The organism is Sinomonas sp. RB5, assembly GCF_054063535.1.
Map to the genome: position 1 here is coordinate 143,712 of NZ_JBSSGJ010000003.1, position 16,200 is coordinate 159,911.

Annotated in this window: 17 protein-coding genes; 8 read left to right on the forward strand and 9 right to left on the reverse strand. The window is 71.4% G+C overall.

Going from position 1 to position 16,200, the window contains the following annotated elements:
* The gene (nagB, locus tag ACVWWH_RS05535) at positions 1-744 is read left to right on the forward strand and encodes a glucosamine-6-phosphate deaminase (RefSeq protein WP_457315919.1); all 744 of its coding nucleotides are present in this window, start codon (positions 1-3) and stop codon (positions 742-744) included.
* A gap of 244 nt (positions 745-988) precedes the next feature.
* Positions 989-2,641, forward strand: a complete 1,653-nt coding sequence (locus tag ACVWWH_RS05540; RefSeq protein WP_457315920.1) for a substrate-binding domain-containing protein — start codon at positions 989-991, stop codon at positions 2,639-2,641.
* A 6-nt stretch (positions 2,642-2,647) separates the two neighbouring features.
* Here ACVWWH_RS05540 and ACVWWH_RS05545 read toward each other — a convergent pair whose 3' ends face one another.
* Positions 2,648-2,857 carry a dodecin gene (locus ACVWWH_RS05545; protein WP_066494607.1) on the reverse strand — a complete coding sequence of 70 codons (210 nt, stop codon included), beginning with the start codon at positions 2,855-2,857 and terminating at the stop codon, positions 2,648-2,650.
* A 46-nt stretch (positions 2,858-2,903) separates the two neighbouring features.
* On the opposite strand from ACVWWH_RS05545, the gene ACVWWH_RS05550 reads away from it, so the two are divergent.
* On the forward strand, positions 2,904-3,737 hold the full coding sequence (locus ACVWWH_RS05550; RefSeq protein ID WP_457315921.1) for a putative protein N(5)-glutamine methyltransferase: 834 nt from the start codon (positions 2,904-2,906) through the stop codon (positions 3,735-3,737).
* Here ACVWWH_RS05550 and ACVWWH_RS05555 read toward each other — a convergent pair.
* A complete protein-coding gene (locus tag ACVWWH_RS05555; protein ID WP_457315922.1) occupies positions 3,727-4,428 on the reverse strand; it encodes a FadR/GntR family transcriptional regulator in 702 nt (233 codons plus the stop codon). The two genes, ACVWWH_RS05550 and ACVWWH_RS05555, sit on opposite strands and share 11 nt — an antisense overlap.
* 138 nt (positions 4,429-4,566) lie before the next feature.
* Between ACVWWH_RS05555 and ACVWWH_RS05560 the strand changes: the two genes are divergently transcribed.
* Genes ACVWWH_RS05560 through ACVWWH_RS05570 form a run of 3 tightly spaced genes read left to right on the forward strand, consistent with a single transcriptional unit; the run spans position 4,567 to position 7,758 of the window.
* Positions 4,567-6,030, forward strand: coding sequence for a four-carbon acid sugar kinase family protein (locus tag ACVWWH_RS05560; RefSeq protein ID WP_457315923.1), 1,464 nt, complete (start codon positions 4,567-4,569; stop codon positions 6,028-6,030).
* 26 nt (positions 6,031-6,056) lie between these two features.
* Positions 6,057-6,965, forward strand: coding sequence for an NAD(P)-dependent oxidoreductase (locus ACVWWH_RS05565; RefSeq protein WP_066494614.1), 909 nt, complete (start codon positions 6,057-6,059; stop codon positions 6,963-6,965).
* Between the two features lie 34 nt (positions 6,966-6,999).
* On the forward strand, positions 7,000-7,758 hold the full coding sequence (locus ACVWWH_RS05570) for an SDR family NAD(P)-dependent oxidoreductase (protein ID WP_457315924.1): 759 nt from the start codon (positions 7,000-7,002) through the stop codon (positions 7,756-7,758).
* Between the two features lie 79 nt (positions 7,759-7,837).
* On the opposite strand, the gene ACVWWH_RS05575 is transcribed toward ACVWWH_RS05570, so the two are convergent.
* From ACVWWH_RS05575 to ACVWWH_RS05605, 7 genes are all read right to left on the reverse strand, one after another.
* Positions 7,838-8,041, reverse strand: a complete 204-nt coding sequence (locus ACVWWH_RS05575; protein ID WP_457315925.1) for a tautomerase family protein — start codon at positions 8,039-8,041, stop codon at positions 7,838-7,840.
* A 56-nt stretch (positions 8,042-8,097) separates the two neighbouring features.
* The gene (locus tag ACVWWH_RS05580; protein ID WP_457315926.1) at positions 8,098-9,192 is read right to left on the reverse strand and encodes an LLM class flavin-dependent oxidoreductase; all 1,095 of its coding nucleotides are present in this window, start codon (positions 9,190-9,192) and stop codon (positions 8,098-8,100) included.
* Between the two features lie 129 nt (positions 9,193-9,321).
* Complete coding sequence (locus tag ACVWWH_RS05585) at positions 9,322-10,803, reverse strand: aldehyde dehydrogenase (protein ID WP_457315927.1); 1,482 nt, start codon at positions 10,801-10,803, stop codon at positions 9,322-9,324.
* Positions 10,787-11,557: an alpha/beta fold hydrolase gene (locus ACVWWH_RS05590; protein ID WP_457315928.1), complete on the reverse strand. Its 771-nt coding sequence runs from the start codon at positions 11,555-11,557 to the stop codon at positions 10,787-10,789. Before ACVWWH_RS05590 ends, ACVWWH_RS05585 begins: the two co-directional genes overlap by 17 nt.
* 1 nt (position 11,558) lies before the next feature.
* Complete coding sequence (locus ACVWWH_RS05595) at positions 11,559-12,110, reverse strand: amino acid synthesis family protein (RefSeq protein ID WP_457315929.1); 552 nt, start codon at positions 12,108-12,110, stop codon at positions 11,559-11,561.
* Positions 12,107-12,727, reverse strand: coding sequence for an amino acid synthesis family protein (locus ACVWWH_RS05600; RefSeq protein WP_457315930.1), 621 nt, complete (start codon positions 12,725-12,727; stop codon positions 12,107-12,109). Before ACVWWH_RS05600 ends, ACVWWH_RS05595 begins: the two co-directional genes overlap by 4 nt.
* 47 nt (positions 12,728-12,774) lie before the next feature.
* Complete coding sequence (locus ACVWWH_RS05605; protein ID WP_457315931.1) at positions 12,775-13,464, reverse strand: GntR family transcriptional regulator; 690 nt, start codon at positions 13,462-13,464, stop codon at positions 12,775-12,777.
* A 140-nt stretch (positions 13,465-13,604) separates the two neighbouring features.
* Between ACVWWH_RS05605 and ACVWWH_RS05610 the strand changes: the two genes are divergently transcribed.
* Together ACVWWH_RS05610 and ACVWWH_RS05615 are read left to right on the forward strand one after the other, a co-directional pair.
* Positions 13,605-14,549, forward strand: a complete 945-nt coding sequence (locus ACVWWH_RS05610) for a flavin reductase (protein ID WP_457315932.1) — start codon at positions 13,605-13,607, stop codon at positions 14,547-14,549.
* Positions 14,550-14,655: 106 nt separating this feature from the next.
* A complete protein-coding gene (locus ACVWWH_RS05615; protein WP_457315933.1) occupies positions 14,656-16,092 on the forward strand; it encodes a purine-cytosine permease family protein in 1,437 nt (478 codons plus the stop codon).
* Positions 16,093-16,200: the final 108 nt, after the last annotated feature.

Consider the following 16,200-nt stretch of genomic DNA (forward strand, 5'->3'; position numbering starts at 1 on the left):
ATGGAGCTGATCATCACCGACACCACCTCACAGCTGGGAGAGGCCGCGGCCACCCTCGTCGCTGAACAGGTGCATCGCCAGCGAAACAGCGTGCTCGGGCTGGCGACCGGATCCTCACCGCTCCCGGCCTACGAGCACCTTGGCCGCACTATCCGCACGGACTTCGCCGGGGTGACCTGCTTCGCCCTTGACGAGTACGTGGGCCTGACCGCTGCGCACACCCAGAGCTACCGCCGGTTCGTCGCTGAGCGCATCACCGGCCCCCTCGGCATCGTGCCGGGGCGCGTCCACGTCCCAGCCGGGGACGCCGAGGACCTCGACGCCGAATGCGCCGCCTACGAGCAGGCCATCGCCGACGCAGGGGGAGTGGACCTCCAGATTCTGGGCATCGGCCGCAACGGCCATCTGGCCTTCAACGAGCCTGGCTCGGCCTTCTCCTCCCGCACTCGCCCGGTGCGCCTCGCCGAAGATACCCGGCGCGCGAACGCTCGCTTCTTTGACGCACCCGAGCACGTCCCCCAATGCGCCCTGACCCAAGGCCTCGGCACCATCATGGAAGCGCGCCACCTGCTGCTCGTCGCTGCAGGGCCGGGCAAGGCAGCGCCCCTCGCCGCCGCCCTCAACGGCCCTGTCACCGAAGACTTCCCGGCGTCCATCATCCAACGCCATCCCAATGTCACGGTCATCGCAGACAGCGCTGCTGCGGCCCTGCTCCATCCCGCGTCCGCCGTCACCATGCCCTGATCGGAACAGGCTGCATCTGCTTCGACCAGGCTGCCCGGTGCCGACCGCGACGGACGTTCCGAGGTACTCGGACGCGCCGCGGCCCAGCGGCGGATCTCCTGTGAGTGCGCTCACTCGGAGGGTGGTTGGCCCGTCTATGATGGACGGGATCAATCCGGCGCGCGCACGGGCGGGGCAGCACCCCGCAGGCCGCCGCGCGCCCGAGGAACAACGCGAATCCGGGGGGTGGGAGGAGAGAGCAGGCATGGGACGCAGGGTCGCAGGCCGGGTCGGGACGACGAAGGGCTGGCGGTCGAGACGCCGGCGGAGCCGGTTCGCGAGGGTGGTGATCATCGTCGCCTCCGCGCTCGTGGCCCTGGGGCTGGCAGCCTGGGCGTTCGTGCCCCGCCTGGTCCAGGCCACGGCAGCGAACTGCGCCACGACCCAGACCTACACCCTCCTCGCCGATTCCACCACGCTTCCCGCGGTCAACGACGCCCTCAGCCGGGTCAGTCCGTCGGCGTGCGCGAAGTTCAGGGTCGACGTGGCCGACCAGGCGGCCATCGCCGCCAAGGTCGCCGCGGGCACGCAGGCCCCCGACCTCTGGCTCGCCGACACCTCCGCGCGCGTCTCGGCGGTCAGCGCCACCCCCAAGCCGGAGATCGCGGTGCCCTCCGTCGCCTCCTCGCCGGCCGTCGTCGTGCAGGCCAAGGGGGCGAAGGCGCCCGCGACCTGGTCGGCCGTCCTGGCCGCTCCCGGAGTGCTCCTGGGCGACCCGCTCTCGAGCGCGAGTGCAGGGGCCGCGCTCGCCGGCGCCGTCGCCGAGGGCGAGACCGGGGCGTCCGATCCCAAGGCGCTCGCGGGCTCGCTGGGCGCACTCGCGCAGAGCGCAGCGCAGAAGCCGTCGGCGACGCAGGCGGACTCGGCGCTCCTGGACAGCGCCGAGCGCTCGGACTCGATGGCCGTGGTGACCGAGAGCTCGTGGATCGACTACGCCTCGTCCCGGCCGGGCACGAAGCTCGCCGCGTCCACGCCGGCCAGCGGGTCGGCCCTCGCGGACTATCCGATCGCCGTCACGACGCCGGACCCGGCGCGCAGGGCCGGAGCCGCGGACGCCGCCAAGGCCCTCGCGGCGGCCCTGACGGACAGCGCCGGCCGCACGGCCATCGCCGCCCGCGGGCTGCGGGGCCCGGGCAGCGCCATCCCGGACCAGGCCGCCGGGTTCGTCGGCACCGTCAAGACTCTGGCCCCCTCCGCGGACGGCCTCACCCGGGCCACGAAGATGTGGGCCCTCCAGGCGGTGCCCTTCCGCTCGCTCGTTGTCATGGACGTCTCCGGCTCGATGAACATGGACGCGGGTGGGAAGACCCGCATGCAGCTCACCCAGGAGGCCGCGCTGAAGGGCGCTGCGATGTTCCCCGACACGGCGCAGCTGGGCATGTGGGCGTTCTCGGTGGGCCTCGGCGGCCCCGGGCAGGACTACCAGGAGCTCGACCCGATCCGCAGGATGGACGCCGTGACCGACGGCAAGACCCAGCGGGAGCGGATCCAGGGCGACATCGCCTCGCTGGGCGGCCTCGTGGGCGGCGGCACGGGCCTCTACGACACCGCGCTCGCGGCCTTCCGCACCGTGAAGGCGAACTATGATCCCCGCGCCGTGAACTCGGTGATCCTCTTCACCGACGGGGCCAACGAGAAGCCGAACTCGATGACCCTCGACCAGCTCCTCGCCGCCTTCGCCAGGGAGAGGGACCCGGCCAAGCCGGTCATCTTCGTGACGATCGGCATCACCGCCGACGCCGACGAGCCCGTGCTCAAGCAGATCGCCGCCGCCACCGGCGGATCCAGCTACGTGGCGAAGGACCCCGCCGACATCTCGAAGGTGTTCAGCGAGGCCCTCCTGGCCCGGACGCAGTAGGGGCGGTCAGCGCTCGAGGCGGAAGCCGATCTTGAGCGTGACCTGCCAGTCCTTGATCTCGCCCTCCTCGAGGTGGCCGCGCACCGACTGGACTTCGAACCAGTCCAGGTTCCGCACGGTCTGCGATGCCGCGGCGACGCCGTTGCGGATGGCCGCATCGATCCCGTCCGGGCTCGTGCCGACGATCTCCGAGATGCTGTAGGTGTTGCCTGCCATGGCTCCTCCTCGGCTGGGGTGGGATCAGTGCTGGCAGACTAACCCTGTGACCAGTGGTTGGCCAGAGTCGGCGGGGCCGCTCCGTGCGGACGTCGTGGGGCGGCTGCGCGCCGCCGGCTGCGTCTTCGCCGAGGACGAGGCCGCCCTCCTCCTCGATGCCGCCGAGGACCCGGGCCGGCTGGAGGAGCTCGTCGCCCTGCGCGCTGCGGGGGAGCCGCTCGAGCACCTCGTGGGCTGGGCCGAGTTCGCGGGGCTCCGGATCGCCGTCGGCCCCGGCGTCTTCGTCCCGCGGCGCCGCTCCGAGCTGCTCGTCCGGCTCGCCGTGGCGGCCCTGGCGCACGACGGCGGCGGCCGGCCCGCCGTCGTCGTCGACCTGTGCTGCGGGTCGGCGGCGCTCGGGGCAGCAGTCGCCGCGGTCTGCGAGAGGCGTGGCTGGACGTCCGCGCGGCTCGAGCTGCACGCCGCGGACCTCGACCCGGCCGCAACGGCCTACGCCCGCCGCAATCTGGCCCCGTGGGGCGGGCGCGTGCACACGGGCGACCTCTTCGCGGCGCTCCCCGGCACGCTGCGCGGCCGCGTCGACGTCATCGTCGCGAACGCCCCGTACGTCCCGACCGAGGCGATCGCCCTCATGCCCCCCGAGGCCCGGGACCACGAGCCGCGTGCCTCCCTCGACGGCGGGGCCGACGGCCTCGCACTGCACCGCCGGATCGCCGCCGGGGCCGGCGAGTGGCTCGCGCCCGGGGGCACCCTCGTGATCGAGGTGGGCCGACGGCAGGTGGCGCCCGCCCTCGGTCTGCTGGCGGAGGCCGGCCTCGCCGCGCACCTGGAGGAGGACGGGGACCTGGACGCCACGGCGATCGTCGCCGTCAGCGGTTGAGGATGTAGGTCCTCAGGTCATCGAGGGTCTGCTGCATGTGCGCGTCCATGGCAGCGCGGGCGGCCTCGGGGTCGCGGCGACGCAGCGCCTCGCCCACGGCCACGTGCATCGCGATGGCGTGCTCCTGGATCTCGGGCACGGCCGAGGTCTCGGAGCGGCGCTCGGCGAGGACCCGGCTGAGCGGTTCGAACAGCACCGCGACGAACGGGTTCCCGGAGGCGTGCAGGATCACGTCGTGGAACGCGAGGTCCGCCTCGACGAACCGCTCGAGGTCCTGTGCCCCGCGCGCCTCGCGCATCCGGTCCACGAGGGCGTCCAGCGCTGCGAGGTCCTGGTCCGAGATCCGCTCGGCGGCGAGCCCGCAGGCACCCGCCTCGAGCATCCGGCGCAGCTCGACGAGCTGCACGGCGGCATCGGAGGCGTCCGTGCCCTCGCTCGTCGCGCGGAGGACGGCGTGCAGCGAGCTCCACCTCTCGAGCGGGTTGACGAACGTGCCCCGCCCGCGCTCGATCCGCAGGATGTTCTGGGCTGTGAGCGTGCGGATGGCCTCGCGCACGGTCATCCGGCTCACGTCGTACCGCGAGCTCAGCTCGAGCTCGCCGGGCACCACGGAGCCGGGGGGCAGCTCGCCGCCCACGATCCGGTCCAGCAGCCCGTCGGCCACCTCGCCCGCGAGGGATTTGCGCGCCACGTGGTCCCTTTCTCGCGTCTGCGGACCCACGGGGCGCCTTGCGCCGCCGCGGAGTCTGTGCCACTCTAGCACCCGACATTAGATGTCAGACATCTTACAGATACTCCCCAGGCCCCCCCGCACAAGGAAGTGTTCGCCATGCTCCTCGAAGCCGATGCCCTCGCCGCCTACCCCGCCGAGCGGGAGATCGCCGCCAGCGAGGTCGCCGACGCCGTGGCCCGTTCGGGCCGCGTCCTCGTGGTCCTCGACGATGACCCCACGGGCACGCAGTCGGTGGCGGACCTGCCCGTGCTGACCCGCTGGGACGTCGAGGACTTCCGCTGGGCCTTCGCGGTGCGCGTCCGAGGCGCCCGCCCCGCGGCGGTCTACGTCCTCACCAACACGCGCAGCCTCGGTCCCGCCGAGGCTGCCGAGCGCAACCGCCAGGTCGTCGCGGCCGCGAGCGAGGCGGCCGGCGAGGCGGGCATCCCGCTCGCCTTCGTCAGCCGCAGCGACTCGACCCTCCGCGGGCACTTCCCGCTCGAGACGGACGTGCTCGCCGAGGCCATCGCCGCCCAGGGTGGGGCTGCAGTGGACGGCGTCGTGATGGTCCCCGCGTTCCCCGACGCCGGGCGCGTCACGATCGGCGGCGAGCACTACGTCCGCAGCGGCGAGGGCGCGCTCACCCCCGTCAGCGACACCGAGTTCGCGCGGGACGCCACGTTCGGCTTCTCCACCTCCTACCTCCCCTCCTACGTCGAGGAGAAGACCGGCGGCCGCGTGCCCGCAGACGAGGTGATCGTGCTCGACCTGGGGACCATCCGCGCGGGGGCAGGGGCCATCGCCGACGCGATCGCCCGCGCCCACCACGGGACCCCCATCGTCGCCGACATCACCGGCGAGAACGACCTGCGCGCCCTCGCCCTGGGCCTCGACGAGGCCGAGCGCCGGGGCGCTTCGCTCCTGTACCGCGTGGGCCCCCCGTTCGTGCGCGGACGGATCGGCCAGGAGGTCCGCGCGCCCCTGACCGCGCAGGACGTGTACGGGGACCAGGCATCGGGCGGCCAGCGAGAGGACCTCGCTGCTGGCGGCCTCATCGTGGTCGGCTCCCACGTGGGCCTCACCACCCGGCAGCTCGACCGGCTCACGGCGCAGCACTCCTCCGCGCGGACCGTCGAGCTCGACGTCAGCGAGCTGCTCGCGCCCGGCAGGGCCGAAGGCCACCTCGAGGCGACCGTCGACGCCGTCGTCCGTGCCCTCGCCGACGGCGACGTCATCCTCCACACCTCCCGCGCGCTCGTGAAGGCCGACGACCCCGCGCGGAGCCTCGAGATCGCCCGCACGGTGAGTGCCGCCGTCGTCAGCGTGGTCAACCGCGTGCTCAGGGCGGCGCCCCCGCGGTTCGTCATCGCCAAGGGCGGCATCACCTCCTCCGACGTGGCCGCGCACGGTCTCGAGATCCGCCGCGCCATGGTGCGCGGACCCATGCTCCCGGGCATCGTCTCCCTGTGGGAGCCGGTCGACGGCCCGGCCCGCGGCATCCCGTACATCGTCTTCGCCGGCAACGTGGGCGACGACGAGTCCCTCGCCCAGGTCACCAAGACTCTCAGCGCCACCTTCTGACAGCTTCCGTCCACAGGAGAACACCCATGACTGACACGTCTGCGGCCACGACCGTCGCCGTCCTCGGCCTCGGCGCCATGGGCCTGCCCATGGCTACCCGTCTGGCCGCTGGCCTCACGGTCCACGGCTTCGACATCGCCCAGCCCCGTCTCGACCTCGCCGCCGCGGCCGGCATCCGCACCTTCGGCTCCGCCCGGGAAGCGGTCCAGGGCGCCGACGCGCTCCTGCTCGCTGTCCGCAACGGCGAGCAGCTCGACGCGGTCCTCTTCGGCGAGGACGGCGTCGCCGCCGCGCTGGCCCCGGGCGCCGTCGTGATCCTCACGAGCACGGTCGGGACCGACGCGATCCCCGGTACGGCCGCGCGCCTCGCCGAGCTCGGCGTCGGCCTCGTCGACGCCCCGCTCTCCGGCGGCCCGGTCCGCGCCGGCGAGGGCGACCTCCTCATCGTGGTGGGAGCCGCGCCGTCCGACCTCGAGAAGGCCCGGCCCGTCCTCGGGCTCCTCGCCTCCACCCTGACCGTGGTGGGCGACCGGCCCGGCGACGGCCAGGCTCTCAAGACCGTGAACCAGCTCCTGTGCGGCGTGCACATCGCCGCCGCGGCCGAGGCGCTCGCCCTCGCCGATGCACTCGGCCTCGACCCGGCGAAGACGCTCGAGGCCCTCGGCGCCGGCGCCGCGGGATCGTTCATGCTCTCCAACCGCGGCCCCCGCATGCTCGAGGCCTACACCGAGGAGGGCGCCGAGGTCCTCTCGCGCCTGGACATCTTCGTCAAGGACATGGGGATCGTCGGCAAGGCCGCCCGCTCCGTGGGGCTCCCGGCTCCCGTCGCCGCGGCCGCCGAGCAGCTCTACCTGCTCGGCGCGGCCCACGGCCTCGCGGCGGCGGACGACTCGGCCGTCATCAAGGTCGTCGCGCCCGCCCCGCGGACCGCCTGAGCAGCAGACTGAGCCGGGTCGGTAGGCTGGGCGCATGACGACGGCGCTCATCACCGGCGCGAGCAGCGGCCTCGGGGCCGAGTTCGCGCGACAGCTCGCGGCCCAGGGGCACGATCTCGTCCTCGTGGCGCGTGGCCAGGACCGCCTGGACGCCCTGGCGAAGGAGCTCGGCAGCCGTCACGGAGTCGCGACCGAGGTTCTGGCCGCTGACCTCACCGACCCCGTGGACCTCGGCACGGTGACCACGCGGCTCGCCGACCCGTCGAGGCCTATCGGGATCCTCGTCAACAACGCCGGCCTGGGGCTCCTCCACGACTTCCACCACACCCCGGTCGAGGAGGAGGTCCTCCACCTCCGGCTCCACGTCGAGGCCGCGCTGAAGACCACCCGGGCCGTGCTCCCGGGCATGCTCGCGCGGGGGGAGGGCCGCATCGTCAACGTGGCGAGCGTCGCGGCCTTCCTGCCGAGGGGGACCTATTCGGCGGCCAAGGCGTGGCTGCTCGCCTTCAGCCGGTGGGCCAACGTGCACTATCGGCGCTCCGGGGTGCTCGTCACCGCGCTGTGCCCGGGGTTTGTGCGCACGGAGTTCCATGCCCGCATGGGCATGGAGACGCGGTGGATCCCCGGCTGGGCATGGCTCCGCGCCGAGCGGGTGGTCCGAGACGGGCTCCGCGACAACCTGGCCGGCCGCTCCGTGTCCGTCCCGTCGCTGCGGTACAAGGCCGTCCGCGCGGCCGCGGCCGTGCTGCCCGACCGCGTCCTGGGCGGCCCGGCGCGGCGCCCCAAGCGCTAGGCCGCGCCGGCTCCTCCGGGGCATGGCGATGGGCCGGCAGGATCTGCCGGCCCATCGCCGTGCCCGGTCATTCCAGTGCTTAGCCAGCGGCCGCCGCGTTGCGCTCGGCAATCGTCTGGTTGCCCTTGGACCAGTGCTCGGTGCCCACCTCCCGGATGATCACGGTGGTGTTCTCCGGCAGCGCGCCCACGCTCTCCTCCGCCGCCCTGTGCAGAGCGGAGATGAGTGAGCGCAGCTGCTCGGGGGTGCGGCCCCGAGCGATGGAGACGTCGATCAGGGGCATGGCTTGCTCCTCAGGGTCACGGCCGGGGGGAGACCCGGCAGCGCGGACAATCGTGGTCAGTGTGCCGAGGCGCCGAGGGGCTCCTGGGCCCCCGCCGGCGGGGCCTGCTGCTGGAACGCGGGCACGACGTGCTCGATGAAGAGCCGCAGCGACTCGCGCTTGGCCTCGTGGCTCATGCTGTTGTCGATCCAGAAGCTGTACTCGTCGACACCGAGCGCCTCGTAGCCGCGCAGGCGGGCGACGACCTCCTCCGGCGTGCCGATCATGGCCGTCTTGTGCAGGGACTCCGGCTGGAACTCCGGACGTGCCTCGAACTTCGACTCGGGGCTGGGCTCGAGGAAGCCGTTCACCGGGGTGGACTTGTTGCCGAACCACGCGTCGAAGGTGCGGTAGAAGCGGTTGATCGCCTCCGCGGCGGGACGCCAGCCCTCCGGGTCCTCGGGGGAGTGGACGTGGGTGTGGCGCAGCACCATGAGATCGGGGCGGGGAACCTCGGGGTTGTTGGCGCAGGCATCGTCGAACTTCCGCTTGAGGTCGGCGACCTCCTCGTCACCCTTCATCAGCGGGGTCACCATGACATTGCAGCCCTGGGACACCGCGAAGTTGTGCGAGTCGGGGTCACGGGCCGCGATCCACATCGGCGGGTTCGGCTGCTGGACCGGCTTTGGCACGCTGGTCGACGTGGGGAACTGCCAGATGTCGCCGTCATGGGCATAGTCGCCGCGCCACAGCTCGCGCACTGCTGGCACGAGCTCGCGCAGGTGCTTGCCGCCGTCGGTCGCGGGAAGTCCGCCGGCGATCCGGTCGAACTCGATCTGGTACGCCCCGCGCGCGAGGCCGACCTCCATGCGCCCATTGCTGATCACGTCGAGCAGGGCGCACTCGCCGGCGACACGGATCGGGTTCCAGAACGGCGCGATGATCGTGCCGGCCCCGAGGCGGATCGTCGACGTCTGGCCGGCAAGATAGGACAGCAGCGGGATCGGGCTGGGCGAGATGGTGTATTCCATGGCGTGGTGCTCGCCGATCCAGACCGTGCTGAAGCCGCCGGCCTCGGCCATCAGCGTGAGTTCGGTGAGGTTCTCGAACAGCTCGCGGTGGGTGACTGACTCGTCCCAGCGCTCCATGTGGACGAACAGGGAAAATCGCATGAGTGCTCCTGACTGCGCTCGGTCCGCTCGCGGCGGAGATTGGTATGGGAGGGGCTGACGCCGGCCCACAGTGGGGGGCGGAGGAGTGCCTGCTCTGCGGGTGCAGCAGGCCTTCTTTGGGGGGTGGGGTCAGCTCCGCATGATGAAGGGGTCGGCGACGGGTTCCTCGCTGGTGTTGATCCACACGCTCTTGAGCCGCGTGTACTCGTGCATCGACTCGAGGCCGTGCTCGATGCCGACACCGCTGGACTTGAAGCCCTCGCGGGGGGACATGGGGGACATGGCGCGGTAGGTGTTGACCCACACGGTCCCGGCCTCGAGGCGCCTGGCCATGCGGTGCGCCCGCGCGAGGCTCTTGGTCCAGACGCCGGCGGCGAGCCCGTACTCGGTGTCGTTCGCGAGGCGGAGGACCTCCTCCTCGGTGTCGAACGGCATGATCGCGGCGACGGGCCCGAAGATCTCCTCGCGGACCACCCGCATGCGGTTGTCCACGTCCGTGAGGACCGTGGGGGAGTAGAAGTAGCCCGGGAGGCCGGTGTCCGGGCGCTGGCCGCCATAGGAGACGGTGGCGCCCTCCTCGACACCGAGGTTCACGTAGGACTCCACCTTGCTCAGCTGGTCGCCGAAGGCGAGCGGCCCGAGCTCGGTGGCGTCCTCGAGCGGGTTGCCGATGACAATCCGCTTGGCTCGCTCGGCGACGCGCTCGACGAGCTCGTCGTAGACGGACCGGTGGGCGAACACGCGGCTGCCGGCGATGCAGGTCTGGCCGGCCGCGGCGAAAATCCCGGCGACGACGCCGAGGGAGGCGCTGGCGACGTCGGCATCCTCGAAGACGATGTTCGGGCTCTTGCCGCCGAGCTCGAGGGTGCAGCCGATGAAGCGGGACGCCGCGGAGGAGGCGATCGCCCGCCCGGTCGCGGTGGAGCCGGTGAAGCTGATCTTGGCGATCCGCCGGTCCTCCACGAGCGCTGCCCCGGCCTCGCGGCCGAGGCCCGTGACGACGTTGACGACGCCGTCGGGGAAGCCGGCCTCCGAGGCGAGCTCGGCGAGGCGCAGGACCGTGCGGGACGTGTACTCGGACGGCTTGATGACCAGGGTGTTCCCGGCAGCCAGGGCGGGGGCGAGCTTGGAGACGGTCAGCGTCAGCGGCGAGTTCCAGGGGGTGATGGCGCCGACGACGCCGAGGGGCTCGCGCACGGTGTAGTTCAGGATGGCCGGGTCCATGCCGGGGATCTGGCTTCCCTGGACCTTGTCGGCGAGCCCGGCGTAGTAGTACAGGTACTCCGGCAGCGTGCGCAGCTGCACCCTCATCTCCCGCAGGAGCTTGCCGTTGTCCTCGGTCTCGAGCCGGGCGAGCTCGTCGCCGTGCTCTCCGACGAGGTCGGCGAGGCGGCGGAGGAGGTGGCCGCGCCGGGTGGCGGTGAGGTTGGACCAGTCGGGGCCGTCGAAGGCCTTGGCTGCAGCGTCGACGGCTGCCTCGACGTCGGCCTGAGTGCCTCGGGCGGCCTCATAGAGCACCTCGAGGGTCGCGGGGTTGGTGCTCTCGAAGTACCGTCCTTCGGCCGGCGGCGTCCAGCGGCCACCGATGAAGTGGTCAATCCGTGAGGGCATGGTGCATCTTCCTTTCGGCCTCGTCCGCGAATTCGGCGATGAGGCGGGCGAGCTGCTCGGGCTGCTCGAGGGGCAGCATGTGGCGTGCGCCGTCGACGATGAGGGTACGGGCTCCGGGCACGAGCCGACCCAGGCGCAGGGTCATCTCGGGAGTGGAGCCCGGGTCATCGCTGCCGGTCACGGCCAGGGTCGGCGCCGTGACGAGCGGCAGGGCCCTGGCGGCGTCGCGGTCGCCGGTGGCGAAGACCTCGTAGGCGTGGAGGTAGGACTCGCGGTCGTTGGACAGCAGGACGTCCCGCACCTGCTCGACGAGGTGGGGAGCGACCCGGGCGGGTTGGGGGAACCAGCGTTCGACGGCGGCCTCCGCGCTCGCGGCGAAGTCGCCGCGGGCCGTCTCGAGCCGGCGGGCAACGGCGTCGGCCTCGGCCTCCGTGCGGTCGCAGACGGAGCTGACGGAGACGAGCGAGAGGATCCGTTCCGGCGCCCGCGCTGCCAGCTCCTGGGCGATCAGGGCGCCGAGGGAGAAGCCGACGAGGTGCGCCCGCGGCGGGAGCCGCCGCGCGACGTCGTCCGCCATCTTCGCCAGCGTGGTGGGTGTGCGCAGGGGAGGCTGGCCGCCGTGGCCGGGAAGGTCGAGGGCCATGACCTCCCTCCCGGCCAGCCAGAGCGCGCCGTCCGCGACGAGGGCGTCCCACATCGAGCTGTCCAGCCCCACTCCATGGAGGAGGACGACCGGGGCCTGGGACTCCTCCACGCTACTGCTCGCTCGTCAGCGGGGCGAGGCGCTGCTGCGGGCGGCCCTGGGCCGCCGCAGCGAGGGCGACAACGATCTCCCCCGGGTGCGGCGCGTCCGCGATCCGCACCTCGATGCTCTGGTGGTGGGAGCGGACCGTCGCGTCGGTCTTGTGCTTGAGCGGGATGTCGAAGGTGACGCCCGCGCGGCCGCGCTTCTCGACGGCCGGCAGGAGGGTGGTGGCCTCCGCCGCCTTGCGGAAGTGGTCGCCGAACTGGAGGGTGTGGATCAGTGCGGAGCCGTGCTCGATCTCGCCGTCGAGGCCCACGATGGCCGCCTTGCCGTACGCCTCGACCGGCGCGCCGAGCGCCTCGATCACCCGGGGCGCCAGCAGCGCGCCGAGATCGGAGGCGTTCTCGCGGATGCCGTCGCTCAGGTCCTCGACGAAGGGCTGGCCGTCCCACGGGTTCTCGATCACCGCGGCGACCACGGCGACGCGGGCTGCGGGTTCCACGGCACGGCCGCCTTCGCGTGCCGTCTCGTCGATGAGGGTGACGATCTTCCTGATGTTCATCTGGTTGCTCCTACGAGTGTGCTCCATGAGACCTGGGCATCGGTGGTCCGGTCTCCGATTCGGGCATGGGGGCGGGGGCCGGTCGACGCAGCCGCGACGACGACGATCTCGTCCGGGCGCGGCGCGTCCGGGATGCGGATGTCGACGGTCTGGTAGTGGGTGCGGGTGGCTGCCGCCGTCTTGTGCCACATGGGCACCACAAGGGCCTCTCCGGCGTCGCCGCGGGAGTCGGCGAAGCAGATGATCGAGGTGCCTTCGAGGGACTCGCGCAGCAGGTTCCCGAAGTAGGGCGTGTGGATGAGGGCGCCCCCGTGCTCGATCTCGCCGGCGGTCCCGACGATGGCGCCCTTGCCGAACGCCTCGACGGCGTCCGCGCCGCCGAGCCCGGAGAGGAGCCGGTCGATCAGCCTGGCGGCGATCGCCGGCGCGAGCCAGGCGGCCGCCTCGGAGAGGTCGGCGTCCGGGCCGAGGCCCGCCCAGGGATTGGCGACGACGGCGGCCGCGGCGGCTCGGGCCGCGGGGATGAGGGGAGCGGTCCCGTTCTCGATCAGGACCTCCTCCCGGGAGAAGACGATCTTGCGGATCAGCTCCTCTGGCTGGTCTGGGAAGTTGCGCACTATGGGGCCATGACTTTCTGGTGAGGACAGCGAGAGGCTGTGGTGGTTCAGTTCCGCGCCGCGGAGCTCAAGGACGAGTCCGGCATCAGTGCCTCGCGGGAGGATGCATAGACGTGGTTCCTCATGGCGGATTCCGCGCCGAAGGGATCCTTGTGCTCGATCATCTCGAGCACGGAGCGGTGCTCCTGGGTGGAGGCTGCAATGCGCCCCGGGTGCTCGACCGTGCGCAGCACGAGCCGCTGGTAGGCCAGCTGGTTCATGAGCCGCTCGTAGTGTTCGACGAGCTTGTGGTTGTCCGACCCGTGCACGATCGCCCAGTGGAACTCGTGCACGAGGCGAGCGTAGCCGTCCGCGTCGCCGGCGAGGACCGCCTCCTCCGAGTCCGAGAGGTTGCGGCGCAGCACGGCAAGCTCGGGAACCTCGCCCCTGCGTGCCATCAGGGAGGCCGCGAGGCCCTCGAGGGACTCCTTGAGCTGGAACAGCTCCACGATCTCCCTGCGCGTGGGCTCCCGCACGAACGTTCCGACCTTCGGGCGGATCTCCACCAGGCCCTCGTGTTGGAGCTGCTTGAGCGCCTCGCGGACGGGGGTGCGGCTGACGTCGAAGGCCTGGGCGAGGTAGGCCTCGGGCAGGAGGGCGCCCGGAGGGAACTCGCCGCCGAGGACGAGCTGGCGGATGCGGTCGAGGAGGCCGGCCTGCTCGCCGTTGGTGGCGCTGAGGCCCAGAGCGTCTTGCATGCATCACAGCGTAGGTTGCATGCATCAGGAGCGTCAAGGGGTTCGGTGGACCCCGCGGCAATCCGCCAATTTTCGGGATATCTCCCCAATTTCCGGGAAACCGTTGACCACTCCATGTGAGCTGCCTTACCTTCATTGGTATGCAACAGACGCTTGAACCGCTCATCACGTCCGCTTGGCTCGCCGCGTGGGACCAGGGCGACCTGGGCGCGCTCGACGCGCTCATGGCCGAGGGCTACACCCGGACGAGCAAGGCCACTGGGGCGACCATCGACCTCGCCGGCCTCAAGGCAGAGATCGTCGCCGTCCGGGAGGCGTTCCCGGACCTGTGCACCACCGTCGACGACGTCGTCGAGGGCGAGGGCACCGTCGCCGTGTTCTGGACCTCGACCGGGACGCATACCCGCGAATACCTGGGCGTCCCCGCCACCGGCCTCACCGTCCAGACCCGGGGCTCGAACATCCTCGTGCTCGACGCCCACGGCCGCGTCCTGAGGGAGACCGTGACCTGGGACGGCAGCGAGCTCCTCGCCGGCCTCGGCATCCGCCCGCTGCGCGGCATCGCCGCCCCTCCTGCCCCGGAACCGGAGGAGGAGGGCACTGACCCAAGCCTCGACGTCATGAAGGCCTTCAACCGCCAGTTCGTCACCGGGGTCACCGTGGTGACCACCAAGGAAGGAGACACGCCGAAAGGCCTCGCAGCCAACGCCTACTGCTCCATCTCACTCGAACCGCCGCTCGTGCTGGTCTGCGTCCAGAAGAGCTCCAGCACGTATCCGGCACTCTTCTCCTCCAGCCACCTCGGCATCAACATCCTCGGCGCGGACCAGCGCTCCACGGTAGGGGTCTTCGCGTCGAAGTCGCCCGACAAGTTCGCGGAGGTCGACTGGCACGACGGCCCGCACGGCAGCCCGCTCATCGACGGCTCGGCCGCCTCCATCGAGGCCGAGATCCAGGAGCGCTTCCAGGCGAAGACCCACACGGTCTTCATCTGCCGCGTCCGCCACGCCGAGGTCGACGGCGCCGCGCCCATGGTCTACAAGGCCGGGCACTTCTTCGACGGCGGCCAGCTCGTCGAACTCTGAAAGGCAGCGGCGCGGCTGAGACCTCGCACAGGACAGCAGCCGCGCCGAGCCCATCTGCTCAGACAAGCAGTGCACACAGGTGTGCACCTCCACTTTAGGACTAACCATGAGCCCAGACACCGTCCGCGCAGCAGCAAGCGAGGACAGCATCGCCGAGGACCGCGGATACCGCGACAGCCTCACCAAGATCGAGCCCTACGGCATCGAGCACATTCCCGACGTCGAACGGCACGGGCGCCCTCGGTCCCAGTTCTTCCTCTGGTTCGCGGCCGGGATGAACTTCCCCATCGTCGTCCTCGGCTTCAGCGCCGCCTACTTCGGCCTGCCCTTCTGGGCCGCGGTGCTGGCCATCGTGCTCGCCGGCGTGACCTCGTCGGCCGGCATGGGGTACCTGTCAGCCATGGGCGTCCGATTGGGCGTGCCGCAGCAGATGCAGGGCCGAGGCCCGCTCGGCTTCATCGGCAACCTGTTCCCGGTCGCCTACGTCAACGTCTTCGCCGGGATCGGCTGGGCGGCCGTGACGGTTATCCTCGGCGGCAAGGCGATCGCCCTCCTCACCGGCATCCCGTTCTGGATCTCATCCCTGGTCCTCATGGCAATCCAGCTCGGCGTCGCGGTCATCGGCTACAACCTCATCCACTTCCTCCAGCGGGTGCTCTCGTTCGTCCTCGTGGTCGGCTTCGTCTTCATCACCGCCGTCAGCGCCGTCAACGGGCACATCGTCAACGAGGTCAACACCGCCGCCAAGGGCTTCGACGGCGTCGGCGGCTGGATCGTCTTCTTCGGCTGGTTCTTCTCCTTCATCGTCGCCTGGATGCCCTTCGCCTCGGACTACTCCCGTTACCTGCCCAACACCCCCGGCAACCGCCGCGGCGCGGGATGGGCCACGATGCTCGGCAACGCCGTCACCATGGTCTGGATGGGCGTCCTCGGCACTGTCCTCGGCTCCACGGCGACCGCCAGCGACAGCATCGGCGCCCTCAAGGAGATCATGGGCCCCTGGGCTCCGATCGGCCTGGCCATCGTCGCCCTTTCCTCCTTCACCCAGAACTTCCTCAACGTCTACGGCGGCGCGATCTCCATCCAGACCATGGGAATCCCCGTCAAGCGCCACACCGGCGTCATCTTCATCTGCGTGATCTCCTACATCGTCGCGCTCTGGGGCCAGGACGGCTTCAATGAGGGCTTCACCGCCTTCCTCAACCTCACCGCCTACTGCATCGCCCCCTACGTCGCCGTCCTCGTGTGCGACTACCTCTTCGGTGGCCGCCGCAGCGAACGCGGGCTCCGCGAGCTCTTCGACAAGAAGCGGAAGTTCGAATGGGGCTTCGTCGCCTGGGCCGTCGGCGTCATCGCTTCCTCGCCCTTCTGGATGTCCTCGATCTACACCGGCCCGATCGCCAAGGCCTTCCCCGGCATCGGGGACCTCTCCTACTACGTCGGCGCGCTCGTCGCTGCCCTGGTCTACTTCGCCACCTACCGCCTCAGGCGCCTCTCCGGACACGACATGCTCGACCGCACCGTCGCGGCGCGGCAGTTCTGAGATGGGGATTGGACCGGGACGGTCGTCTGGTGGTGATCGACATGCAGCGCGCCTTCCAGAGGAGTGGGCCCTCGCCGTGCCGCTCCCGCACGGGGCGACGGTCCTCGA